This is a genomic window from Larkinella knui (assembly GCF_003858645.1).
Taxonomy (GTDB): domain Bacteria; phylum Bacteroidota; class Bacteroidia; order Cytophagales; family Spirosomataceae; genus Larkinella; species Larkinella knui.
Genome location: NZ_RQJP01000003.1, coordinates 511,119 through 533,157, shown reverse-complemented (window position 1 = coordinate 533,157; position 22,039 = coordinate 511,119). Strand labels below are relative to the sequence as shown.

The 22,039-nt window shown below is 50.0% G+C and carries 29 protein-coding genes; 26 read left to right on the top strand and 3 right to left on the bottom strand.

Annotation, left to right across the window (positions count from 1 at the left end):
- The first annotated feature begins 11 nt into the window (after positions 1-11).
- The 10 genes from EHT87_RS16295 (at position 12) to EHT87_RS16250 (ending at position 7,613) form a co-directional block, all read left to right on the top strand.
- Positions 12-1,718, top strand: coding sequence for a hypothetical protein (locus tag EHT87_RS16295; RefSeq protein ID WP_124907716.1), 1,707 nt, complete (start codon positions 12-14; stop codon positions 1,716-1,718).
- A 9-nt stretch (positions 1,719-1,727) separates the two neighbouring features.
- Positions 1,728-2,237: a hypothetical protein gene (locus EHT87_RS16290; RefSeq protein ID WP_124907715.1), complete on the top strand. Its 510-nt coding sequence runs from the start codon at positions 1,728-1,730 to the stop codon at positions 2,235-2,237.
- Between the two features lies 1 nt (position 2,238).
- Positions 2,239-2,622 (top strand): DUF1353 domain-containing protein, encoded by a 384-nt coding sequence (locus tag EHT87_RS16285; protein WP_124907714.1) that lies wholly within the window; start codon positions 2,239-2,241, stop codon positions 2,620-2,622.
- Between the two features lie 113 nt (positions 2,623-2,735).
- Positions 2,736-3,617, top strand: a complete 882-nt coding sequence (locus EHT87_RS16280) for a S49 family peptidase (protein ID WP_221622028.1) — start codon at positions 2,736-2,738, stop codon at positions 3,615-3,617.
- 33 nt (positions 3,618-3,650) lie between these two features.
- Positions 3,651-4,118, top strand: coding sequence for a hypothetical protein (locus tag EHT87_RS16275; protein ID WP_124907712.1), 468 nt, complete (start codon positions 3,651-3,653; stop codon positions 4,116-4,118).
- Between the two features lie 79 nt (positions 4,119-4,197).
- Complete coding sequence (locus tag EHT87_RS16270; protein WP_124907711.1) at positions 4,198-5,187, top strand: hypothetical protein; 990 nt, start codon at positions 4,198-4,200, stop codon at positions 5,185-5,187.
- A 93-nt stretch (positions 5,188-5,280) separates the two neighbouring features.
- Positions 5,281-5,982: a hypothetical protein gene (locus tag EHT87_RS16265; protein WP_124907710.1), complete on the top strand. Its 702-nt coding sequence runs from the start codon at positions 5,281-5,283 to the stop codon at positions 5,980-5,982.
- Positions 5,983-6,163: 181 nt separating this feature from the next.
- Positions 6,164-6,613, top strand: coding sequence for a hypothetical protein (locus tag EHT87_RS16260; RefSeq protein ID WP_124907709.1), 450 nt, complete (start codon positions 6,164-6,166; stop codon positions 6,611-6,613).
- 60 nt (positions 6,614-6,673) lie between these two features.
- Positions 6,674-6,931: a hypothetical protein gene (locus tag EHT87_RS16255; protein ID WP_124907708.1), complete on the top strand. Its 258-nt coding sequence runs from the start codon at positions 6,674-6,676 to the stop codon at positions 6,929-6,931.
- Positions 6,921-7,613, top strand: a complete 693-nt coding sequence (locus EHT87_RS16250; RefSeq protein WP_124907707.1) for a hypothetical protein — start codon at positions 6,921-6,923, stop codon at positions 7,611-7,613. The genes EHT87_RS16255 and EHT87_RS16250 overlap by 11 nt, the downstream gene beginning before the upstream one ends.
- Positions 7,614-7,624: 11 nt before the next feature.
- On the opposite strand, the gene EHT87_RS16245 is transcribed toward EHT87_RS16250, so the two are convergent.
- Complete coding sequence (locus tag EHT87_RS16245) at positions 7,625-8,098, bottom strand: hypothetical protein (RefSeq protein ID WP_124907706.1); 474 nt, start codon at positions 8,096-8,098, stop codon at positions 7,625-7,627.
- 240 nt (positions 8,099-8,338) lie between these two features.
- Between EHT87_RS16245 and EHT87_RS16240 the strand changes: the two genes are divergently transcribed.
- From EHT87_RS16240 to EHT87_RS16165, 16 genes are all read left to right on the top strand, one after another.
- Positions 8,339-8,674 carry a ribonuclease E inhibitor RraB gene (locus EHT87_RS16240; protein ID WP_124907705.1) on the top strand — a complete coding sequence of 112 codons (336 nt, stop codon included), beginning with the start codon at positions 8,339-8,341 and terminating at the stop codon, positions 8,672-8,674.
- A 145-nt stretch (positions 8,675-8,819) separates the two neighbouring features.
- Entirely contained in the window at positions 8,820-9,341 is a 522-nt protein-coding gene (locus tag EHT87_RS16235) for a hypothetical protein (protein WP_124907704.1), read from the top strand.
- Positions 9,334-10,902, top strand: a complete 1,569-nt coding sequence (locus tag EHT87_RS16230; protein ID WP_124907703.1) for a hypothetical protein — start codon at positions 9,334-9,336, stop codon at positions 10,900-10,902. The genes EHT87_RS16235 and EHT87_RS16230 overlap by 8 nt, the downstream gene beginning before the upstream one ends.
- Before the next feature lie 304 nt (positions 10,903-11,206).
- Positions 11,207-11,521, top strand: coding sequence for a hypothetical protein (locus EHT87_RS16225; protein WP_124907702.1), 315 nt, complete (start codon positions 11,207-11,209; stop codon positions 11,519-11,521).
- A 2-nt stretch (positions 11,522-11,523) separates the two neighbouring features.
- Positions 11,524-12,846: a phage portal family protein gene (locus EHT87_RS16220; protein WP_124907701.1), complete on the top strand. Its 1,323-nt coding sequence runs from the start codon at positions 11,524-11,526 to the stop codon at positions 12,844-12,846.
- The gene (locus tag EHT87_RS16215) at positions 12,836-13,840 is read left to right on the top strand and encodes a DUF6712 family protein (protein ID WP_124907700.1); all 1,005 of its coding nucleotides are present in this window, start codon (positions 12,836-12,838) and stop codon (positions 13,838-13,840) included. The genes EHT87_RS16220 and EHT87_RS16215 overlap by 11 nt, the downstream gene beginning before the upstream one ends.
- Positions 13,837-14,067, top strand: a complete 231-nt coding sequence (locus EHT87_RS16210) for a hypothetical protein (protein WP_124907699.1) — start codon at positions 13,837-13,839, stop codon at positions 14,065-14,067. Before EHT87_RS16215 ends, EHT87_RS16210 begins: the two co-directional genes overlap by 4 nt.
- Positions 14,064-14,870 (top strand): hypothetical protein, encoded by an 807-nt coding sequence (locus EHT87_RS16205; RefSeq protein ID WP_124907698.1) that lies wholly within the window; start codon positions 14,064-14,066, stop codon positions 14,868-14,870. Before EHT87_RS16210 ends, EHT87_RS16205 begins: the two co-directional genes overlap by 4 nt.
- Entirely contained in the window at positions 14,789-15,481 is a 693-nt protein-coding gene (locus EHT87_RS16200) for a hypothetical protein (protein WP_124907697.1), read from the top strand. The genes EHT87_RS16205 and EHT87_RS16200 overlap by 82 nt, the downstream gene beginning before the upstream one ends.
- Positions 15,481-15,834 carry a hypothetical protein gene (locus tag EHT87_RS16195; RefSeq protein ID WP_124907696.1) on the top strand — a complete coding sequence of 118 codons (354 nt, stop codon included), beginning with the start codon at positions 15,481-15,483 and terminating at the stop codon, positions 15,832-15,834. Before EHT87_RS16200 ends, EHT87_RS16195 begins: the two co-directional genes overlap by 1 nt.
- Before the next feature lie 22 nt (positions 15,835-15,856).
- Positions 15,857-16,117, top strand: coding sequence for a hypothetical protein (locus EHT87_RS16190; protein WP_124907695.1), 261 nt, complete (start codon positions 15,857-15,859; stop codon positions 16,115-16,117).
- Positions 16,114-16,959 (top strand): hypothetical protein, encoded by an 846-nt coding sequence (locus tag EHT87_RS16185; RefSeq protein WP_124907694.1) that lies wholly within the window; start codon positions 16,114-16,116, stop codon positions 16,957-16,959. Before EHT87_RS16190 ends, EHT87_RS16185 begins: the two co-directional genes overlap by 4 nt.
- Positions 16,960-16,997: 38 nt before the next feature.
- On the top strand, positions 16,998-17,375 hold the full coding sequence (locus tag EHT87_RS16180; RefSeq protein WP_124907693.1) for a hypothetical protein: 378 nt from the start codon (positions 16,998-17,000) through the stop codon (positions 17,373-17,375).
- Between the two features lie 104 nt (positions 17,376-17,479).
- Positions 17,480-17,947, top strand: a complete 468-nt coding sequence (locus EHT87_RS16175) for a hypothetical protein (RefSeq protein WP_124907692.1) — start codon at positions 17,480-17,482, stop codon at positions 17,945-17,947.
- The gene (locus EHT87_RS16170) at positions 17,944-19,974 is read left to right on the top strand and encodes a DUF5977 domain-containing protein (protein ID WP_124907691.1); all 2,031 of its coding nucleotides are present in this window, start codon (positions 17,944-17,946) and stop codon (positions 19,972-19,974) included. The genes EHT87_RS16175 and EHT87_RS16170 overlap by 4 nt, the downstream gene beginning before the upstream one ends.
- 2 nt (positions 19,975-19,976) lie before the next feature.
- Positions 19,977-20,510: a hypothetical protein gene (locus EHT87_RS16165; protein WP_124907690.1), complete on the top strand. Its 534-nt coding sequence runs from the start codon at positions 19,977-19,979 to the stop codon at positions 20,508-20,510.
- 98 nt (positions 20,511-20,608) lie between these two features.
- Here the strand turns inward: EHT87_RS16165 and EHT87_RS16160 are convergent, their stop codons facing one another.
- Both EHT87_RS16160 and EHT87_RS16155 read right to left on the bottom strand, forming a co-directional pair.
- Positions 20,609-21,100, bottom strand: coding sequence for a hypothetical protein (locus tag EHT87_RS16160; protein ID WP_124907689.1), 492 nt, complete (start codon positions 21,098-21,100; stop codon positions 20,609-20,611).
- Positions 21,101-21,102: 2 nt separating this feature from the next.
- Complete coding sequence (locus EHT87_RS16155; RefSeq protein WP_124907688.1) at positions 21,103-21,702, bottom strand: hypothetical protein; 600 nt, start codon at positions 21,700-21,702, stop codon at positions 21,103-21,105.
- Positions 21,703-22,039 lie beyond the last annotated feature (337 nt).

Below are 22,039 nucleotides of genomic sequence, written 5' to 3'. Positions count from 1 at the left end.
ATTTGATAACAATGGGATTTAATACAGTTGTCATTAAAGCAATGATCGACGCGGGCATTATCAGTGCGCCACCCGCTAAAATTAATACGGCCGAATCGATGCGGAACTTCCTGAAGGCGTTCGTGGATCAGCTGGCCGCCCAGGACTATACGCCGGAACACGATTGGAACGGTACCAAATTGCGCTTTACCAGGGCGGACGGTACGCCGGGTAATTATGTCGAATTGCGTGGCCTTCAGGGTTTAAAAGGCGACACGGGGGCCAAAGGCGATACCGGAACGCTGACTTCCAGCGCCTTACCGGCCCGTACGACGCCGATCAATCGCGCCCTGGATAAGCTGGTGGTTCAGCGGGGCGATGGCGTTCTGGAGAAAGTGAACCTGTATCAGATGGCGGGCGGTCAACCGTTAGTTACGGGGAATTTGGTTGCCAACGGAAACAGCGAATTCGGGGATTTGAGCAATATGACGCCCAGCGATCCGACGAAATTAATCTTTGATCCGACGCAAAGCGTACCAGCGGGCGGGAAGGGGGCTTTCAAATATACGGGTCTGGCGGCTTTTGTCAGAACCACGGATTTGATTCCGGTGAACCTGTTACGTCGGCATCGGATTTCGATGGTGGCCCGTACGGGAGACGCAAACGGGGCCAATTACGATGCCAACGCGCGGGGGTATTTCGGGATCATTTGTTACGATGCGGATGGGCTGGAAATTACGCCACCCCATTTTGCGAAAGTAAGCGGAGCCGCCCAGACCACCCTGGCGGTGGCGCTCAATCCAGGGGATACGACATTAACGTTAACGAGTGCGGCCGGATGGCATACTGGAGCTACGGCGGCAAACCGGGGTTTTGCCTGGTATCCCTATACGAATGCCCTGGGCCAATTGTTTCCCGATTACGGTTATTCGCGGAATTTATCTTCAAACTATCCGGTATACTGGCAGAGCAACGGCGGAACCTGGCTATCCGGTGGAATTGCTGGTAACGTGATTACACTCCGATCGCCCTGGGCTGGCCCGGCCCTGGCCGCTGGAACGAAGGTGGCGAACGTGATGGAAGGCGGTACGTATTTGTATTCATCGGCCTTAATTAATGCCCTGGTGCCGAATGCCTGGACGCTCTACGATGCCTACATTCAGGGCGTTAATCCAGGTAATACGGAAGATCCGGCAAACATGATGTTCCGCCCAGGAACCGCTTTCATCCGGCCGATCATCCTGATCAATTACAACGCGCCAGCGGCTTCCACCACGTTCTATTTTACGATGCTGGACATTCGGGAATCATCCTTTGATCCTTCGACGCTGCTGGCGGCAAACAATGCCTTTACGGGCCTGAATACCTTTTCGGCCGATCAGACCATCAAGCGAATTATTGCTTCCGGAACATCACCCAGTGCGGCCGCTGGAACGGGCGCGGGATCGGGCGGAACGGTTTCCATTTTGGCGGGTTCGACGGATATGGCGGGAACGATTACGGTGAACATAGGAACCAGTCCGCCAACAAACCAGCTGATTGCTACCATTACCTTTTCATCGGCCTTTGCTGCGGCTCCTAAGGGAATTGTGATCAGCGCCCGTAACAATCAGACCGGCATGGCGATTGGCCGGTTTTATATCAACGCGAAAACGGCTTCGACCTTTACCCTGTTTTCGACGGATGTTGCCCCAGCCGCTTCTACCACCTACCTACTTGATTATATCGTGATTGCTTAACATCCAACAATGAATACGAACCTACTTAAAACGCTTGGGCTGCTATTCAACGAATCAGGAGCCGTTTCCGGGATTGAAATCCCCATTACTGGAAGTACAATTCTGGCTGAAGGGCTGCAACGCCGGGTTAAAATGAAACGCCTGACGTTTGATGAAGATCTTGAAATCACTGTCATTTTCGAGATGCGTATCTATGATGCTTCTGGAAAAGATTTGTTTCAATTGTACAGCCAGGATGACGCGGTTGCTCCATCGGCCAACCGGGGGCGGCTGGCGCTGGTGCAACCGCTGGAAATTCCCCGAACGACGCGGGATTCGTTTCGGGACGCCCAATCCGGGGCGCTGGTGGCCTTCGATGCCACGAACGCCATTCCGGAAATTCAGTTTTTTCAGTCGATGGCCCTTCCGCACCTTCAGGCCCAGGGGTTGCCACTGGATGGATCCGAACCGTACCTGGTGGTTGTTTACCTGATGCTGGCCAATATCATCCGCGAAAAAAACGCCCTGGGCGAATTCTAAGATGGAAAACGGTATCTACGTTCGCTACCTGGAAGAAGACCCGGAAAAACCGGATCGGTGGATCACTACCCAACCGATCCGGTTCGATACCCTGATCGGGGAAATCATTGTTCCGGAAGGCTTTGTGACGGATTTTGCCAGTGTACCCACTTTATTCTGGGGGCTATTTCCGCCGATCGGGCGGCACAATCGGGGTAGTTTGCTCCACGATTATTGGTACGATAACCGCCTGGGTGTGGCCCAATGGGGCGAAAAAGAAGCCCGTCGGCTGGCCGATCTGGAATACTGGATCCGGATGGACCAGGCCGAACCCAAACGTAAACTTCGGAACCGATTGATGTATTTGGCCTGTCGGTGGTTTGCCCGCGGGTGGTGGGTGAATTAAGGAAGACGACTGGAGTTGAAGAAGCCCGAACGATTAGTTGTTCGGGCTTTTTTATGTCCTATGCCAGCGCCAAACCGTCGAATAACCTTGTAAGACTTATTCGACTTCAGGTAATGCTAGAAACGTACTTAAATGCAAAGTGGGCGCTGGAACCAACCTTCCACGATCGGATGGGAAAGATCGCCCTGGATCGGGTTTTAAGCGGCCATACACCCTTCGCGGCCACGGCTGAAGGTGTCGATCGGAATCGGAAAGAACCCTACTTCGTTTCGATGTATCCCGCCCAGCCGAAAGTGGCTGAATCGTGGGCGTACGGATCGCTTTACAAACCGAAAGCCGAATCCGGCCGGATCGTGGTGCTGCCCATTCTGGGAACGATGAGCCGGTACGGGGATTACTGCACGTATGGATCCGAAGATTATGCCAGCTGGATCCTGGAAGCGAACGATGATCCTTCCATTTCGGCGATTGTGCTGGAACTGAATTCGCCCGGTGGCCAGGTGGACGGAACCGAATTTTTGGGCGAAGTGATCCGCCAGAGCCAGAAGCCCATCGTGGCCTTTGTGGCCGGAATGGCGGCTTCGGCGGCTTACTGGATCGCCAGCCAGGCGAAGCTGATCGTGATGGAATCGGCCACCAGTTCAGAAGTGGGATCCATCGGCGTTTTGGCGATGCACGTAGATGCTTCCAAAGCCTACGAAAAAGAGGGCTACAAAGTCACGATCGTAAGGGCTACCGGATCCACGGATAAAGCCCTGTTTAACTCCATCGAACCGCTATCCGAAACCGTACTGGCCGAAACGAAACAAATCCTGGATGCGATTCGGGAAACGTTCGTGGACAAAGTAAAAGCAGGGCGGCCGGGGATTTCGGAAGATGTTTTTTCCGGAAAGATGTACATCGGCCGCGACGCCCTGGCGCTGAAAATGGCCGATAAAATTGGCTTCCTGGGCGATGCCATCGCCGAAGCCGATCGGCTGGCGCTGGCGGCTTAAAACTGTATTCATTCATCCTTTAATTTTCATATAATGACTACCAAAACGTTGAAAAGCTTCGCCCGTAAACAGGCCGAAGACGAAAAAAAAGAAACAACCGTTCCCGTGGCCGAAACGGACGATACGGAATCCACGGCGGCCGACGAAACGGAGTCTGATGGATCAGACGAAACCGAATCGGAAGGAACGGAATCCACGGCGGCCGACTCCACTACCGGCAAAACGGATTCAAAGTCGGCGGGCATCTTAAAAGCGGGCCAGGTGGGCATCAATGCGGCCGAGTTGAAAAAAATGAAAGCCGATGCCGCCGAGTGGAATAAAAACAAAGGCCAGTTTGCCACCCTGACCGCCTGGCACAAATCCATGCAGGACGCCGGGGCCAACATTCCCGGCAAAGAAGATACTTCGACGCAACACGATAAAACGGGTTCGTCGGTATCGGAACAACCGTGGAATAAGAAGGCTTCCGAAGCGTACGGAAAAGGCGTGAAAAACGTCTGATCAAATCGCTTTATCTATTCTGTTTCTCAACGTTTTACCCGTTCAATCTTTCATTCATCCTTTAATTTCATTTACACTAGTGGCAGATTCATTAAATCTTACTAACCTGTCGGGATCGCTGGAAGCTTACGCCCGCGAAAATTACGACAACATTTATGGTCGTGCCATGATCCCAGGCGTGGATCAGGGCGTGGAAGGATCGGCCATTGTGCCAATCGATGATTACATGACGTCGATCCAGACGTCGGACGAAGTGGTTTTGTCGGAACTGGAAATCGGCGACGTGGCCCAGCCAGGCGGGAAGGATACGTTTAATCCGACCATTAACGCGGTCAAGCCGAACGCCCGGATCGGAAAGGTTCGCCAGGTAAAAATCGATGTGCTTTTCAGCCACACGAAGATTATGGCGCTTTACAAATCGTGGCTGGGCAAGGTGAAAGCGAAGCGGATCAATCCCGAAGAAGTGCCGCTGGAAGAATACATTACGGCGGGGATCCTGGCCAAATACCGGGAAAATATTCGGGTAAAAACGCTGTTCAACGGGGTTTATAATGCCGCCGGAACGACGCCACTGGATGTGATGGATGGGATTCGTACCCAGATTCTGGCCGAAATTACGAGCGGTGGGATTCCATCGGGAAACATCATCGATACGGCCGTAATTACGGTCAGTAATGCGGTGGCGGAATTCGAGAAGATTGTGGCGGCTTTACCCGATGCTGAACTTTACGGCGATCTGGTTTGTGTCACCTCGCGCCAGCTGAAGACGTTCTACGAACTGAATTACCGCGCCCTATACGGTACGCTTCCGTACAACGATGGGCAAAGTAAGAATGTGATCGTGGGAACGAATATCCGGTTTGTGGTCGAACCGGGTCTGTCGGGTTTTGCCCGGCCGTTGTTCACGCCGAAGGGCAACCTGGTCTATCTGTATGATGATATGGATGGATCGGATTCGCTGGCAGTAGATTACCAAAAGCGGACGCGGGATCTGGCGTGGTTGATGGATGCCCAGGTGGGTACGGGCATTGCCCAGCCCAGCCGGATCTGGACCAACGACGGCGTTTAGACCATCGGGAAGCCATTCGGTTCGGATGGGCTTCCCGATCCTTTTCAAGTGTACCATTCACTTTTTTCATTCATCCTTTAATTTCTTTTTTCTATGAAGTCGTTTTTGAAGTATGCCGTTTTTGCCCTGGCCACCCTGGCCTTTGTGGTGTTTCCCGATCAGGTGGCGCTGGCCGTTTCGTCGGTCGATAGCCTGGCGTTTCTCCAGGATGTGCTGGTTTCGCCCACGGCGGTAACGGTCGGCCTGGTGAGCCTGGCCAACATCGACGCCACCAGTTACCAGAAGCCCAACCCTGGCGGGATCCGGAAGTTGTTGATTGCCCTTCGGAAAGATATCGTGGGGATCTGGCCGAAGGAAAGCCTGATCGTGGACGGTGAGATTCAAACCGGCCCGACAATGGTGACGGGCAAAAAATGGGCGCAATATGAATTCCCGGACGGAACGTGTTCGCTGGATGATGACGCGGGTGGGGATCCGGGCTTTCAATCCTATAAGCATTCGCTGGATCTGATGATGGCGGGCTTCAGCAAGGAACTGGCCGCCGAAGTAAGGAAACACCTGAACGCGGGCTGTGTGGTAATCCTGGAACATAACGACGGCCAGCACGTCGTGGGCGGATCTTCCGATAACCCGATCTTCATTAAGCCCGGTTTTAAGTCGGGTAAGAAAGGCGGAGATAAACGGGGCTACACGCTGAAAGGCGAACAGGATGGCTTCATGTGGGGCATTCTGCCGCTGAAAGAAACGGCAGTAACGGCGCTGGTCTTATTGCCTGATGCTGAAGACGAAGAATAGATCCCTTCGATGCTTACGAAGTATACCCTGATCCACGTTCCCAGCGGGGGCGTGGATCATTTGTTGGATGGCGTTCGGGTACGGATCGACCATCGACTAACCGACCAGCAAGCGGAAGCATTAATGGCCGCTGGCTTACCGTACTTTCAAGAAATTTCCAACGATTTAAACCCTTCAGCTGATGGGACTGACCAAAGCACAACGAGCGGCCGACAAAGCCCTAAAAGAAGCCGGAAAGCCGGTGGACAATTTGCCAAAGCCGAATGAACCGGCCACGGATCCGGAAGAATCTGAAACCCTGGATCCGGAATCAGCTGAAGAAGAAATCGATGAACTAGAAGCCCAGCGGGCGGCCCGCATTCGGGAGAACGCCCAGGCCGAACTGGATCAGCTAAAAGAGCGATCGAAAGCCAACACGCCCGGCGTGGATTCGCCCGCTGTGGAACCGGAAGCGGATCAAGCTGAAGAAACGCCCGATGAAGAATCATTGATTGAAGATATGGAACGAACGATCCGGATCCGAAAATCCGCCAGCCGGGAATTAATGGAAATGAAGCTGGATTCGGTTTTGCGAGTCGTTAAGGCCGTGAAAGAAACTCAGGAAGCCCAGCCCGATCGGCGCAATAAATAAGCCAGTTTATGAACAAAAGGCGGTCTGGATTCAGGCCGCCTTTTGCTATTGATTCGCCTTATGAAGATCAATTTTATTCCCGCCTTAAATGATGAACTGGATCGCCTGGAAATCGATCCGGCCCAGCTTCACCAGGCACTCGAACAGTACGCCGAATCGTTTCGCCAGTTTGTCGAATTGAACTATGATCAGTATGAACACCCGATCGAATGGCTGGAAGTGATGGATATGCAAAAAACGGTGAATGACTTCCTGGCGTTGTTGCCGAAGATTTACCCGCTTTCTGAACGAATTTCAATCGATGTCGATGATGAATGAACAGGATCTAAAAGCCCAGCGAAACAAAGCCCTGGCCAGTTACGAGCTGAAGAAAATGTATCTGAAGGCCAATCGGGCCACGGCCGACGAAGTGGCTGAAGCTAAACGGATTTACGAAGCCTTGCGGGATTATAAACCCGATCCGATGCTGGCCAGTGTGCCAGCCCAGGAAGGTCGTACGCCAGTAGCCACGGTGGCCGCCGTGGTGATTCCTGCGATGGCCGTTTCGGAATTTACCCAGTTGATCGAAGATCTGACGATCGAGCGCCACGAAGCCTTAAAACAAATGTGTTTACGGTCGAATCGCCTGGGCGATTATCCGGATGAAACGAATCTGAAGGATCTGGTGAATGAAATCCAAGAATGGAAGGCGAAGCGGAACGCCGTGGCGGAGAAAATAGCCTATTTGCGCCTAAACGGCAGACTTCCCCAGCCATCGGCCGATCCTGTGGCCGATCATGGTTCAGATGCCATGAAATCGGCCTTCCTGGCCAACTTGCCCGCCGATCGGTACGATCTGAACAAGCTACTGGTGAATCAGCTTAAGCCGAAGCTGTGGCGGGCGAAGAAAGGCCTGGAGAAAGCGAAAACGGAAATCTGGATCGCCCACTACCGGAAAGAGGTGGCAAAGTGCCAGGCGGCCGTGGATCTGGCTAAAAATCAGTTGTCGGCGCTGGCGTAGGAGAGTCTTATTTATGGTAGGTCGCTGACCTTTTTAAGGTATTTGCCTTTGTAAAATTGAGAGATTGCAAAGCCCACTATCAAAAATGGGTAAGGTATCCATCTAGCATACGAATCGGTCGTGAAATCGTCAATGAATAATAAAATCAGGGGTATGCAGATAATTACCCACTCAATAAACAGGGCTGATCTTCTTTTAAAACCAAACTCAAGCATCAACAAACTATCAAACCCCCAAAGCAGTAATAAAGCTGGAAGCCAAAAAACAGAAGTATAAATCACGGCCACGAATGTTATCGAAACAAGATCGGCAATCGAATAGAAGACTTCATTTAAGTGAGTTAAAAAGGCACTGTTGAGTTTGGCGATGGAAAGGGAAATATTCATTGATATTAAAGTGCCTACATAGCCAAGTAAGTTTATCAGGTTGGATTTCAGTAAGTAACGGGACATTCTCAAAGCTTTTTCTTTTAGGTAGTTACACATAATTTATTTAAAATATCTCACGAAAGTTCTTGAAGTGAATATTATTTTTAGACCCAATCGAAAACCAGATCTGCCATATCGGGTTTTTACGTCCTACCAACCCGGTTTTTCCGGGATTATCATTGCCAAAACGGAAAATTTTTCTGGAGAAATGTGGGTTTTATCTTTCGGCTCTATACACATGAAGTTAAACAAGTGAATTTGTGTAATTTGGGTTCGTAATGTCTTAGTCAGACCAATATGGGATTTTATTTACATCGAGTAGAGGAGTACTTCCAAAAAATGGAATTGGAGGGGTTTAATACTAAAAGCCCTTTAAAATGGAGTTTTTATTTTGTACATACCAATAGCGGAGAACTTCAAGACGTTTATGCAGAGTTAAAAGACCATTCTTACCACTTGGATTATCTCAATGAAACGGAGGATGGCCTTTGGCAATTGAAGGTAAGCAAAATAGAGGTACTAACCCCTGATAAGCTTCATCGGAGAAATCTTGCGTTTAATGAGTTAGCCAATTATTGTTCAGTAGATACGTATGATGGCTGGGAAGTAGATAAGCAGGATGCTTTAAATTAAGTGTTTTCTAGGTCTTTGGGGAGAAAAAATAATATTAACGTCAATCGAACATTAGGCCCGATTCAATGGATCGGGCTTTTTTACGTCCTACCAACCCGGTTTTTCCGGGATTATCATTGCCAAAACGGAAAATTTTTCTGGAGAAATGGCAAAAACCACGGCGCTTCAGCGGATGAAGAAATCCCTGAAAATTGATGAACACAAGCTGGATAAATTCCTGGCGTACTACCACGAAAATACGGCCTTATCGAAGGATGATCAGTTGATGCTGGAGAAGTACCGGAAGGCCTGGAGCTTTCTATCATTGGGCCGGACGTACGAAATGGCGCTGGCCATGCTGATGAAGGATTACCAGATTCAGGAACGCCAGGCGCGGTACATCATCGCCGAAGCTGCCCTGATCTTCGGCCACGTTCAAACCATCGACAAACAGGCGAAGAAAATGGCCAGCGCCAACTATTACCGCCTTTTGTCGAACATCGCCAGGGCGAACGGCGATATCGAAGCGGCCAGCCGAGCCTGGGAACGGGCGGACAAACTGGAAGGCCTACACGAAGATGATAAGATCGGACTGAATCCGGATGATTTCTTACGGGCGGCCAAATTCGTCTTTACGGACAATATCAACGTTTTGATCAATCAGCAAAAACGCGCCGACGATGAATAAATCCGACACATCGCGCCAGATCTACGCCAACGCCAAACAGTTGAAGTTCCTGCGCTCCAGGGCCAACCGGAAGACCTTCCAGGGTGGCCGGGGATCGGGCAAAACGACAACCCTGGGCAACGTGGCCGGAATGATGTTCGAGCACTTGCCCAGGGCCAAAGTGGTGCTGGCCGGTTTGACGTATATCCAGCTGGATCTGATCGTTTTACCGGAAGTGAAAAACGCCCTTTCCCGTATGGGCTACCGGGAATATTCGAAGGTAGATCCAGCGGGCGTTTACGTGATCGGCCAGATTCCGCCTGATCACTGGTACAAACCCTACTCCAGTCCCGGAAAACGCGGCTGGCAGTATTGTATTTGCTTCATTAATGGCTTTACGATTCAACTGGTTTCCCAGGATCGACCCGAATCCCAGCGGGGAATAAACAGCGATGGGATCCTGGTGGATGAATCGGCCACGATGAAACACGAATTCATCAAAACCGTTTTGCTACCGGCCAAACGGGCCAACCGTTACGCCGGTTTTGCCAAATCCCATTTGCACCTGGCGTACTACGATTTTTCGTCGGCGGCCTGGAGCCAGGAAGGGATGTGGATCTACGAAACGGAAGACCAGTGGAAGGCCGATCTGGAGAAACGCGGCCGGATGAGCGATTCTGAAAAAGACCTGACGCCACCCGAAACACTTTTCCTGGAATCGACTTTTGAAGACAATCAGGACGTACTTCCGCCGAACTATTTGAAGACCCTGGAAGAAAGCCTGGATCCGATTACGCTGGATGTGGAAGTATTCAATCGCCGGTTTGGCCGTCTGCCGAACGGCTTTTATTTCGCCTTTTCCACCCTGAAACACTGCTATTTTGAAAGCTTTCGGTACGAATACGACGATAAAACCAAATTGCATTTGCACCTGTCGAACGATTATCGGGATGGGAAATTACTGGAAGTAAGCCTGGATTTTAACGCGGCCATTTGCTGGATGGTGATCGCCCAGGAAGTAGGGGCTGAATTAAGAGTAATAAACAGCCTGTTCCGGAAGCCCGTTCTGAACATCGATAAAAACCTCTTGATCCAGCTGGCCGAAGCCTTCGATCAGACGTACGAAAAGCACCCTGGGAAAGAGGTGGCTGTATGGGGGGATCCTAGTGGGCGCTCCCGATCAGCGGCCACCTCATTAGAAAACAAGCCCTTCTTCGATCAGTTCTGTGATGTACTCATTAAGAAGGGTTGGAAGGTCAGACGCGAATATCTACGCTTCACGTACCCCAGCCACAAGGACAAGTATATCCTGATCAACTACCTGCTTGAAGAAGCGAGCGAGCGAACGCCGAAGATCCGCTTCAATCAGAACCACAACAAGGCGCTGATCATTGCAACCCAGATGGCACCCGTTGAAGGCGACTTCAAGAAGGACAAGTCGAGCGAACAAAGCGCCAAGATTCGGGAGTATGCCACCGATGGAACCGACGCTTTCGATTACCTGATCTGGGGCAAGTATCGAAAGCTGATGCCCAACAGCCACCCCAAACAGCAAAACCAGTTGTTCGTGTATCGGGGTTAATCCTTCCAATTTATCCCGCGAATTCGTACGGGATTGTTGCAGAACCAGCCCGATCCGGGTGAGTTTACGAAGTTATATTCCGTTTTTCTGATACCGCCACGGCGGTCGGCGGTAAAGGGCGGTATGGGCCATCGGGAAACAGAACACCATTTTTTGGCTCAAAGGCGATCTAACTGATTTTGTATCAGGCGGATCGCCTTTTTTGTGACTGCAAAACCCGTTTTCGGGGGCCACAAAATGGGGAAAAAGTGTCCTATCCGCTATCAATTCGGTGGTTTATCCTTGTATCGACTTAGAAAAGCCGATGGCAAACCAGACAATTACCCTCAAAACCGTACTGCACGAAATCCAGGAAGCCGGAACCGTCTTCAGCCTGAAGTTTCGGAAGCTGGATGGATCGATCAGCTTCAAAGGCCAGGTGAAGAAAAACCCAACGAAGGCCACGGTTCCCACTGGATCCGCTGACGGCGGCCAGAAAAAGGATTTGCATTCGATTCGCCGGAACATGAACCAGGCCGGGGCGCTGCTGCTCTACGACTGCAAAAATCGCCACACGTTTGAAGTCAAAATCGAATTGCTGGTGGCGTACAATGGCTATACAATTTTTCACAACTACTAACGATGTCCAACATTCGCAAGCTGGCCGGTAACGTGTATACGGTATCGTTCGGATCAAAAAAAGAAGCGGCCCTGGTGACGTTCGGCGAAGCGGACATAACAACGCATACGGCCGGGGCGGGGTTTAAGTCCCGATCGGAGTACGTTCCCTGGGGGGCGAAGGATGATCAGCTAACCAAAATGCACAAGCTGGCCAGCGAATCGCCCAACAAGTGGCGGCTGATCAAAACACGCCGGGATTTTACGACCGGCCTGGGCGTTTACACCCATGCCGGAAAGGAGATCAAAGGCCAGCCGACGCGGTTTGAACCGGTGGTTTTTCCGGAATTCCTGGAATGGAAAGAGCTGGTGGGCTGGGATCTGGAATTTGTTTCGCTGGCACTCCAGTATTCGTTTTGTGCGAACGGTTTTCTTCAGCTGACGCTGGATGTATCGAAGAAGCTGGTGGGGGTGGAAATGATCGACGCCTTCAAATGCCGGGTTCGCAAACTGAAGGCGGGCGAATTGAAGAAGTCGGCCTTCCTGGTGAATCCCAACTTCGGAACGAAGGCCTATAAAGCGGCTGATACGAAAACCATTCCGGCTTTCGATCCGAAAGATCCGACGAAGTATCCGGTTTGTATTCTCCAGCTGATGGATCGAATGCCCGGCCAGGATTACTATTCGTTTCCGGAATGGTGGTCCACCGAAACCTGGGCCAAGGTGGCCAACAAGATCCCGAAATTTCACGATAACGGCCTGGACAATGGGTACAATATCAAATACCACATTTCGATCCCGGACACGTATTTCGATAAGGATGGCTTGACCGACGAAGAAAAAGACGCGCTGAAGGAATCGGTTTTGAAGGAAATGGGAGAAAGCCTGGCGGGAACCGACAACGCCGAAAAAGCCCTGTTTACGTTTCACGCCAGCAATTTAACCGGCCAGCCGATGGTCGGGGTGATCATTACGCCGTTGAAAAACACCATGTCGGATGATGCCTACATGAGCCTGTTTAACACGGCCAACGTAGCCCAGGCCAGCGGCCACGGTGTCCTTCCAACGCTGGCGGGGATCGATACGGGCGGCAAGCTGGGCGGATCGGGGAAAGAACTGGAAGCGGCCGCCAATTACCAGCAAGGTTTTTTAACGTACGTCGATCGGCTGGTTTTGCTTCAGGTGCTCTACATCACCAAACGGATCAACGGCTGGCCTGCCGAAATGGATTTCGATATCCGTAATATTTCGCTCTATACCTACGATGTGACGCCAGGCGGGGCGGGTCAAAATCCGAATTCATCCAAATCTTCCACCACCGAAAACGACAAAGAAGATGCTGTTTAACAACACTGCAACGGTCGGCGATGAAGGCGGCCTGAAAGAGTACCTGGGCGGGATCCAGAAAACAATGGACTGGAAGACCTGGAAGCCGTTCGTGGCCGGGGCGGAACTGACGTTTATCATTCCGGCCATCGGCCAGGAGTTGTACGATGAACTTTCCCAGCCCACGGCGGGCCTGGATGCGGCCCAGAAACAGCTGAAGGATAAACTTCGGATGGCGCTGGCCTGGTATGCGTACCTGGATGCCATGCCGTCGCTGATCACAGTAACGGGCGACGGCGGTATGGTGATGAATTCGGTTCCCAATACCCAGGCTATGCCCAAATGGTTGTTTGTGGCCACGGTCAAAAGCCACCAAGAAAAGGCGGATCGCTACCTGGAAGCGGCCCTGGCCTGGCTGGAATGGAAGGCGGATTGGTTTCCGACCTGGAAGGGATCCGCTTCGTTCCTGATCCAGAAAAGCCAGCTGATCAGTTCGGCCAGCGAAGCCACGAAATATTTTCCGGCCATCCAGAAAAGCCGCCGGTTGTATCTGTCGATTCGGGATTATTTCAATGCCGCCGAAGAAGAGTTTATCCGGCCGGTGCTGGGCGCGGCCTTTGAAAATTACCTGAAGGGAAAACTGGCGGCTCCGGAAGTGCTGTTTTCGCCCGAAGAAAAAGAAGTGCTGGCGCTGGCCCGGAAAGCCGTGGTTCAGTTTGGTTTCGCTCTGGCGGTTCCGTATCTGAACATGAATACGGATCTGCGCCTGGTGTCGGAAACGGATGGGATTGTGAACGAAAACGCCCTAACGGGTGAACGGCTGAACATCATCCGCAGTAACGCCCTGGCGGCTGGCCACGAAAAAGCCGCCGAACTCCGAAACTGCCTGAACGCCCAGGCTTCGGCCACGGTCTTCCCGCTTTACTACACTTCCGATTTGTACGTCGCGCCGGTTGAATCGGGCCACGTTCGGCGGCCGAAAAACGATCCCTCTAATCCTTTTTATGTGCTATGAATTTTAAAACGTTGTTGATCCTGGGCGGATTGGAATTCGCCTTTTTGGTAGCGATTCTACTGAATGCGTTAGCCTTCATTGATGTCTCCTGGTTCTGGCTGTTTGCGCCACTTTGGTTTCCAGTCCTGGCCATTCTTTTACTGGTGTTTCACCTGTTTTTCTACCTGGCTACCGTGGCCGTTATCCGTGTTTTTGTCAATCGTTTAAAATCGTATTCCAACCAATGACTACCAAAACCGTCAACGGCCCAACTGGGGCCAATGAAACCCCAAAATCAATACTGAACGGCCATCCGTTCAAGCCGAACCGGCTGAAGTCCGAATCCCTGGAATCCCAGCGCCAGAAAGCCCAGGAAGCCATTCAGGCCGCCGAAGCGGATCTGTTGCGGCTTCAGGAAGAAGAACAATCGGAAATTATCGCCCAACGCGCCCGGCTGGGTCAAGTGCGCGAAACCCATCTGATGGATGCTGAAAACTTTCGCGCCATCGCCCGCCAGGAAACCGACGAAGAAGAAAAACGGACGCTGCTGCGCCTGGCGCGGGAAGATGAACAGCGGGCGTTTCAGATCGGCCAGGAACTGGGGCTGGATCAGAGCCTTCCGGATCGGGGCGAAGAAAAGCCCAGGCTCCCGCTGCTGAAGCGGCCGGTGGTGGCCATGCTCCAGGTGGTGGGGATCCTGGCGGCCATCGCCTTTTGTTACCGCCAGTTTATGGGGCTTCAGACCTACATCCAGGGGCTAAACGAAACGCTTCCAGCGGAAAAACACCTTCAGCCGTACGATATCACATCGATCCAGAAGTTCTTTTTTGAAAAGTTGGTGGTGTTTTCGGATCTGCCGGTGGCGCTGGCGATCCTGTTTCTGATTGTTCCCTTCATGGGTTTTTATGTCCTACCCGTTCTGCGCTCGAAGAAGGATTTTTATACCGAATTCAACGAAGAACTAACGCCGTGGCAACGATCGCTCATCACTACCATTTTCTGTTTAGGCTTATTATTCTTTCTGGCCTTGTCGCATTCGGTCAAACCGTAAACGGGCAAACCCCCAAAAAAGCGGCCGCTTCGTCGCTGGCTAAATTGGCCGGTGAATCGAAGCGGCCGCTTCCACGGGGGCCGCTGGTGTTTGAATCGGAAGCCCAGCTTCGCCAGGCGGTGTATGATTCGGCGGCCACCTTTGTCGGCAAAACCGAACGAACCGATCGGAACGATGCGGTTTGGATTGCGGCCATTAACCGGTTTAGCAATCTGCCGACCCGCGCCCACTACTGCGCCAGTGCTTTTTACTACGTTCACGCCATTAATTCGGTGGTCTTACCGGTTCGGGGTGTGGGAATGGTTCGATCGTACTTCAGCCAGCCGAAGACCATCATCTACAAACGAAACGGGCGGGGAAACCAGCGGATCGGATTGAAACCGGGGCGGATGGATGCCGTTTCGCTGTTCGCCAGCCACATCGAAGGCATTGCCCAGGATCGGTATGATCCGGATGAAGATGATCGGGTGAAGTGTATCGGGTTCAATACATCGGGCGGCAAAGGAACGAAGGATGGCTGTTACATCAATTTCCGCAAAACCAGCGAGATCAAGGCGATCGCCAACTGGATCAGCCCGTACTGGAAAAGCTTTAAACCGAATGCGGACTGATGAAAGCACTTCTTCAATTCATTCGCCAGGATGGACGCCGATTTGCCTGGGAAATGGGGCTGGCGATGCTGGTTTCTGCCGTCGGCTGGGCGGTGGGGTATTTTCTCAACCAGCGAAGTCTTCAGACCTGCCAGGATGAACGGGTGGAACTGCTTCGGCAAGTTCGGGCGGATGAAGCGTTTCGCTTGTCGATTGAGTACGGCCAAAAGCTGAAGGAAAAAGATCTTTTACTTTTAGATAAAGCGAATGAAATTCTGGAACTACGTAAAAAAATGGCGTTGGATTCTGCTGATCGCCTTTCCCTGGTCGAAGCTATGCGGGCAATCAATCAGCGGTATAAAAGCCGAAACTGATTCCATCATTCGGGCGGAATTTATGGAGAATGCCAGGCGGATCCATGCCGATCTGATCCGTGGCGACTTCGCCCAGGAATCGGCCACCATCGCCCAGGCCCGGTTTCAAACCTGTAAAGATATCCTGGTGGTGAGCCAGGCGAGCGAAGCCCAGCTGAAGAGTGACCTGAAGAAAGCCCAGGACGATAAAACGACCGAAGGCGATCGGCGAAAAAAGCTTCAGCTGGAAGCCTGGGCCTGGCGGATCCTGGCCGGTATCACTTTATTTCAACTCCTGCGATGAAGAATATTCAAATCGGTACGAAATCATTTACCATGCCGGAAGGCTGGGCGGAATGTACGCCCGAACAAATCCAGGCGCTTCTTCCGCTTCAGCTGGTGGATCCGGATACCACTTCGCCAGGGTCTTCAGCCCTGTTAAAATTCGCGGCCGCTAAAATGCTCTTATCGGCTTCGGAAAAATTACTGGAGCAATTAAACGCCAGCCAGAAATGGCGGCTGATGCGGCTGGCCAGTTGGGTCTTTACGACGAAGATCCAGGCCAAACCGTTCGATTCGTTCACCTTTGACGGTATTACCTATCTTCTTCCGGAAGGAGGCTTTAGTAATACCAGCGCCATCGAAATCGCAATGGCCAATATCAATTATATCGCCTATGTTCGGAAGGATCAGCCCGTGATCCATGCGGTGTTTCAGCTGGTGGCCACCCTATGCCGGCCGATTCGCCCGGACGCCCAAACGTTCAAGTCTTCAACGGATTGGAACGGCGATTTGCGGGAATTGTACAATACGGTTCTATCCGACGAACGGGCGAAGGTGTTCCAGGAAAAGAACTTGCCGATCGGTGTGGTGATGGCGATCCTTCAGTACTTCGAGTTTACCAATAACCGGTTTTTAGAAGGCTATAAACTGGCCTATGAGCCATCGGAAGATCAGGATGAAGCGCCCCTGTATGAAAACGGCGAAGGCCTGGTTACGACGTTTATGGATATCGCCAAGCTGGGCGTATTTGGTGACTTTGAAAACGTCTGCAAACAGAACGGTCACACGGTTTGGCTGTTTCTTCGGGATAACAATCTGAAGATTAAACGGGCCAATCAGCGGGCAGAACAGAACCAAGACTGAAAACTATGTAAATTGCATTTTCGAACCGACATAAATTTATGGCCAGATTGCAGGAATATGATGTACGAGCATCTTTCTCCGCTTTTGCATTTTACCGAAATATCCCAAGAATTGATTACTGCACATTTAGAACAGATTCATGTGGCCGTTTAAGGTTTACTTTTCGTCGTACGGGTTCCAAATTTTACCATGAAGAAGGTGTGGCAATTTTCAGAAACAGAAAAGATATTGATGATGTTGTGTACATTAAAATCAAGGAATTAAAAAGAATGTCGAATGGAAAAGTGATTCTAACTATTGCGCAGTACATCGACTTTTTTTCTTGGTTTTCTATATGGACAGGTTACTATTCTATGTATTTGAGTGGTATGCCAGATGAAGATATAATCGCCGTTAAATCCTATATCGAATCTTAAATATTAGGGTTTCTAATTTAAGCCATTCTACAAACAGACTGGCTTTTTTTGCGTCCTACCAGGTGCGAATGTGGATCCTGATCTTCGATCAAAAACCCATTCGTATGATGATCGTAGGCGATTTGAAATCGTATATCAAGTACTTCCAGGACTGGGCGGATGCTACGCCGGAAATTAAATTCTTCTGTTTCGGATCGGTCGAAAAAGGAATCGAGTTCGCCCGTTCCCTTCCAGATTTCGATTATCCCTTTTGCTGGCTCGAACAACCCGTTTTACAGCCGTCGGATAATGGCGCGGGCCACTTGTGTCTTCGCTACTTTACCGGAATTTCGATCCTGATCAAAGCGCCCATCGATGAACTGGAACAGCAAATCGACGCCTACGCCGATAGTCTGACCATCCTGAACGATCTAATGGCAAAACTGATGAAGGATAATAATCGGGCTTTGATCCACTTCGATCTGAATACGTTGAAACTCGAATCCATTAATCAGCTGTGGATCGATGCCCATTATGGCTACCGCATGGAAGTTCAACTGGATCTTAACATCAACACGCGCTTATTCCGATGATCGATTATTTAGCTACCCAGACCTATCTTCCGGCCCGCCTGTCGATGAATCCCATCGTGGTCAATATCGAAGCCGCCGATCCCGATTTGTATCCGCTTCGGGGCGATCTACGGTATTTCTGTACCGTGATGATTCCCGAATTCTACCTGGCTGGAACGTTCAAACAGCTGGTTCGCCTGGAAGCGGCCGAACAACCGCCCGTATCGGCCGGTTCGGGCCTGTTATACCAGGGCGCTTTCTTCGAGATTCAGAACCAACTGGATCCACTTCTGGAGCGAACCGCACCCGAATTTAACCAGGCGCGGATTTCGGTCGCCGATCGCCTGACCATGCCGTACTATTGCATTCTGTCGATCGAAAACGATGGCGAAGAGATCTTCAGCGAAACCCAGCCGGTTCAATACATTGTGAAAGCGGGCATTTCTGAGGTCGATTACGCTCAGTTTAAAGAGCAGTTTTTTACCGAATTCATTGGGCCACAGCGCCGGTTTCTGACTTGGGCGGCTAACCCTAAAATTATCCAGGCTGATCAGCCCGAATTTCTGTACTTCCTGACCAATTTCACGCCGTCGCCCACCCGGATACGGACGGTTTTTCAGGCTTATTACAGCGATCTGACATCGGATGAAGGCGTTTCGGACGAACTGGAAAACGTCTTTCCGTATACGGTCTACTGTGTGCCAGTCGGCCCGAAAGCCCTGGGCCTGGATCTGAAACCCAAACCGTTGACTTCATACCGGGTTTGGCTGGTGAATGAAAACGATGAACGGATCAGTGAAAAGCGCGAATTCCGGATGGATCAGCAATATCGGCGGAATATTCGCTTCCTGGTATTTGGTAATAGCCTGGGCGGGTTCGATACGCTTTGTTTAACCGGCCAGGGCCAGGAAGGTCTGAAGCTGAACCGATCGATCAGCGATCGGTATGCGGGCTGGGAATTCCTGCCGTCGTATTCCGAACGGGTGATCAATGCGGTAACGGGCATCCGGGAACTGTCGGTGGCCACGGGCTGGCTGTCGGCCGAAGGCCTGCGGTATCTGGAAGAACTCCAACTGTCGAAGGAAGTCTACCTGGTGGCCGATCGGGCCATGATTCCGTTGGTGCCAGGGGATGAGAAGCTGGTGCCGAAGATCGATGATGAAGAACTGATCGGGCGGACACTGGTGTTTGAATTCGGCAACGCCAGTCGGAATTATTCCCAGCTTCCGGCCATTTCGGCGCTGTCTCAGCGGCCGACCGGCTGGCGGCCTAAAGCCACGGCCTGCCTGGTGGATGGCGATGGCAAACGAACCGGTTTGATGCAAGTTTCAGTCCTGGAGAAGTATTACCTGGACGATCATAAAAAGGTGGTGGGCGTTCCCCTGAAAGCCAACGTTCCCGGAACGGAAGGCTATCTTTCGCCCGTCGAATCGGCCAGCTGTCTGGCTTCGCCGTTTGAAAATGGGCTAATCGAACAGGTAGGGACCTACCTTCGCCAAACCTGTCCGGCTGGCCAGTTTGGCGGCCCGGCCACGATCACCATTCCGGCCGGTGCCTACGGTAGCGAAGTGAGCCAGGCCGACGCGGACGCCAAAGCAGCCGACGCCTGGGCGCGTCTGAATACGCAGGCCTACGCCGATGCGAACGGAAGCTGTATATCCGGCCCTGAAAACTACACCTGGGCGGTGCCGGTGGGTTGCTTTCACTACCGATCAAATTCACCCGTAAACTTTTACATTTATTACGATCAGGATCCTAAGGCCGGAAACCTGTGGGGAATGACGCCCGGCCCGAACGTGTATCCGATGAATACCAACGATTTAGATTTACCACTTCAAACGCCGGGAATCTGGAAATTTCTGCTGAAACATCCGCTGGGTGGCGGTTACGGGGCGGTCAATGTATACGTGAATGGCGTTTTACGAAACACCTATCCCCTCATTCCGTATAATGCCAGCGGGGGTAAAAAGCTGTTTTTTACGGATGGCCTGGATGGGGTTTCGGGCGATAAAGTGTATCTGGAATTCACCCACGGCGCATTTGTATAACGATGGATATCAACGAGATTTACGACGATCTGGCGGATCTGGTTCAGGAAATCGCCAAAGATGCCATCGAACGCTTCCAGGAACATATTACAAAGTATGGCCTGATTTTAACTGATGAACTGAAGCGGGATTTCCAGTATCACATCCTTCGTACGGCGACGACGCTGGCGGTCGAAATCGACTTCCGTCAGTATGGCCGTTTTAAGGATATGGCCCAATTGCGCTATTCGCATAATGCGCCGGTGGATGCGATGGAATTCTTTGTGGAAAAGATCGGCCTGGATCGCTTCGCCTATGTGATGGGCTACAAAGGAAAGGCGGTTCCGACCGTTACCAATGCCGCCCGGCGAATCGCCTGGGCGATCAGTATCGGCCGCCGAAAGGTGCCATCGGTGAAGCGGGGCTACCGGGGAACGTGGTATAATTCGGGAAAAATGGAAATGATCAAACAGGCACAAAAACAGTTAGGATCCCGGTATTCCGAATTGATTGCGCCGTATTTGGCTCGGAAGTTTGGAGAAAATAACGAAAAATGAAATCACAATTTTTATTTATTAAATATAGAAATCACTTTAGTTTTCAGAACTCCAAGCAGCGTATTGATTGAATCTAGATAGTTGAATCAAAAATGGTGTTATAAACCATTCGGCAAAGTGAAATTTGTTTGAATTTCGGATTCACATTCATTTCTAAGAACGATCCAGTTGATTGATTCATTCAAGCTGTTTCTCAGATAAGTCCTTGTTTGTCCATTTGCAAAGTTTACAACTAGCTTTTCACTATCAAGTTGAATATCGTTAGCGTAGTAGTAGCTAAATTTTTTAAAAGAAATCGTATAGATTTTTCTTCGAGTACATGGGTTAAAAATAATAACTGGACTACTGCTCATAGTATATCCAGGCTCTTTACATTGTGTGTTAAATTTAATACTAATACCATCTGAAAAAGGATAGGTCTTAAGTCTTCCATCACAATTCTGGCGGAATTGAATACGGCCTTCTGTAATTGAAATGATTTTTCCATATAATTGGGTATTATCATTATCGATTACATCAAAAGTAGGTGTAATATAAGATGAAATTAACCAAGTTAATAAACATAGGATAATGAGCAGAATAGTTTTCATGTTTAATGTGTATATGTTTCTAGTATAGTGACTGAAGAAGATTGAACTCTTTTAATTATTGGTGCCGCGGCCTTATCATCAGGAGCTAACGGGGTAAAGTAAATTACAAATGAGCCATCTAACATAAATAAAACACATGAATCTTCAGGGGACCGAATTTTTAGATCTCCTACAACCATGAGTTTTATTTTTGGTAGTGTAGTTGTATGAGCGTATAAATCTTTACGGGCTTGTAATTCTCCAGCTCTAGCAGATAGTGGATACAAAATGGCTAAAAGGACTAAAAGAACCAAATAAGATAATGGTACTCGAAAAAAAATAAAAATCAACCAATTTAACCTAATAGCAATAAGCTCAATAATTATAAGGATAATAGCGGTCAAGTATGGAATTATCAATAATGGAGATACAAATAGAGTTGTAATGCCTTTGTAAATTATATGGGTAGTAGAAAGATTCCAAAACTGGTATTTAAAACCAAAAAATTGATAATAAGCGTCTGTATACACTACGCCTATTGATATCACTAGAAAGCTTAGAAGGAAAAGTTCATCCTTAAGACTACCTAAAATTGGCTTGTTTTCCTCTTTTGACACATCCATTTTGAGTGCCTTGTTTGATGATTATGTTTTTAAAGGTAAGTATAAAAATCATATAATTAAACGGGAAATTTCCCGTATTTTTTCAAATTGTTTTTGATATAGATTGCAAAAACAGATATAATAACATGAATATTTTTTAACATTAAAATATTTTTGTCTATTGATATGATAATATTAAATAATATTTTGTAATAGAATTGTTTAGGGTTTGATATATACAACGTGAGACTGATTTTTGTAATTCAATTAATAAAATCGGGTTTCTATTGCGTCCGATCCATTTTATGATTTGATGCAAATATTCGCCAAGAACCAAATCTCATTTTACCTATACCTT

Coding starts and splice junctions, on each gene's coding strand:
- EHT87_RS16295 (WP_124907716.1), top strand. CDS start 12: ATGGGATTTAATACAGTTGTCATTAAAGCAATGATCGACGCGGGCATT.
- EHT87_RS16290 (WP_124907715.1), top strand. CDS start 1,728: ATGAATACGAACCTACTTAAAACGCTTGGGCTGCTATTCAACGAATCA.
- EHT87_RS16285 (WP_124907714.1), top strand. CDS start 2,239: ATGGAAAACGGTATCTACGTTCGCTACCTGGAAGAAGACCCGGAAAAA.
- EHT87_RS16280 (WP_221622028.1), top strand. CDS start 2,736: ATGCTAGAAACGTACTTAAATGCAAAGTGGGCGCTGGAACCAACCTTC.
- EHT87_RS16275 (WP_124907712.1), top strand. CDS start 3,651: ATGACTACCAAAACGTTGAAAAGCTTCGCCCGTAAACAGGCCGAAGAC.
- EHT87_RS16265 (WP_124907710.1), top strand. CDS start 5,281: ATGAAGTCGTTTTTGAAGTATGCCGTTTTTGCCCTGGCCACCCTGGCC.
- EHT87_RS16260 (WP_124907709.1), top strand. CDS start 6,164: ATGGGACTGACCAAAGCACAACGAGCGGCCGACAAAGCCCTAAAAGAA.
- EHT87_RS16255 (WP_124907708.1), top strand. CDS start 6,674: ATGAAGATCAATTTTATTCCCGCCTTAAATGATGAACTGGATCGCCTG.
- EHT87_RS16250 (WP_124907707.1), top strand. CDS start 6,921: ATGATGAATGAACAGGATCTAAAAGCCCAGCGAAACAAAGCCCTGGCC.
- EHT87_RS16245 (WP_124907706.1), bottom strand. CDS start 8,098: ATGTGTAACTACCTAAAAGAAAAAGCTTTGAGAATGTCCCGTTACTTA.
- EHT87_RS16240 (WP_124907705.1), top strand. CDS start 8,339: ATGGGATTTTATTTACATCGAGTAGAGGAGTACTTCCAAAAAATGGAA.
- EHT87_RS16235 (WP_124907704.1), top strand. CDS start 8,820: ATGGCAAAAACCACGGCGCTTCAGCGGATGAAGAAATCCCTGAAAATT.
- EHT87_RS16230 (WP_124907703.1), top strand. CDS start 9,334: ATGAATAAATCCGACACATCGCGCCAGATCTACGCCAACGCCAAACAG.
- EHT87_RS16225 (WP_124907702.1), top strand. CDS start 11,207: ATGGCAAACCAGACAATTACCCTCAAAACCGTACTGCACGAAATCCAG.
- EHT87_RS16220 (WP_124907701.1), top strand. CDS start 11,524: ATGTCCAACATTCGCAAGCTGGCCGGTAACGTGTATACGGTATCGTTC.
- EHT87_RS16215 (WP_124907700.1), top strand. CDS start 12,836: ATGCTGTTTAACAACACTGCAACGGTCGGCGATGAAGGCGGCCTGAAA.
- EHT87_RS16210 (WP_124907699.1), top strand. CDS start 13,837: ATGAATTTTAAAACGTTGTTGATCCTGGGCGGATTGGAATTCGCCTTT.
- EHT87_RS16205 (WP_124907698.1), top strand. CDS start 14,064: ATGACTACCAAAACCGTCAACGGCCCAACTGGGGCCAATGAAACCCCA.
- EHT87_RS16195 (WP_124907696.1), top strand. CDS start 15,481: ATGAAAGCACTTCTTCAATTCATTCGCCAGGATGGACGCCGATTTGCC.
- EHT87_RS16190 (WP_124907695.1), top strand. CDS start 15,857: ATGGAGAATGCCAGGCGGATCCATGCCGATCTGATCCGTGGCGACTTC.
- EHT87_RS16185 (WP_124907694.1), top strand. CDS start 16,114: ATGAAGAATATTCAAATCGGTACGAAATCATTTACCATGCCGGAAGGC.
- EHT87_RS16180 (WP_124907693.1), top strand. CDS start 16,998: ATGGCCAGATTGCAGGAATATGATGTACGAGCATCTTTCTCCGCTTTT.
- EHT87_RS16175 (WP_124907692.1), top strand. CDS start 17,480: ATGATGATCGTAGGCGATTTGAAATCGTATATCAAGTACTTCCAGGAC.
- EHT87_RS16170 (WP_124907691.1), top strand. CDS start 17,944: ATGATCGATTATTTAGCTACCCAGACCTATCTTCCGGCCCGCCTGTCG.
- EHT87_RS16165 (WP_124907690.1), top strand. CDS start 19,977: ATGGATATCAACGAGATTTACGACGATCTGGCGGATCTGGTTCAGGAA.
- EHT87_RS16160 (WP_124907689.1), bottom strand. CDS start 21,100: ATGAAAACTATTCTGCTCATTATCCTATGTTTATTAACTTGGTTAATT.
- EHT87_RS16155 (WP_124907688.1), bottom strand. CDS start 21,702: ATGGATGTGTCAAAAGAGGAAAACAAGCCAATTTTAGGTAGTCTTAAG.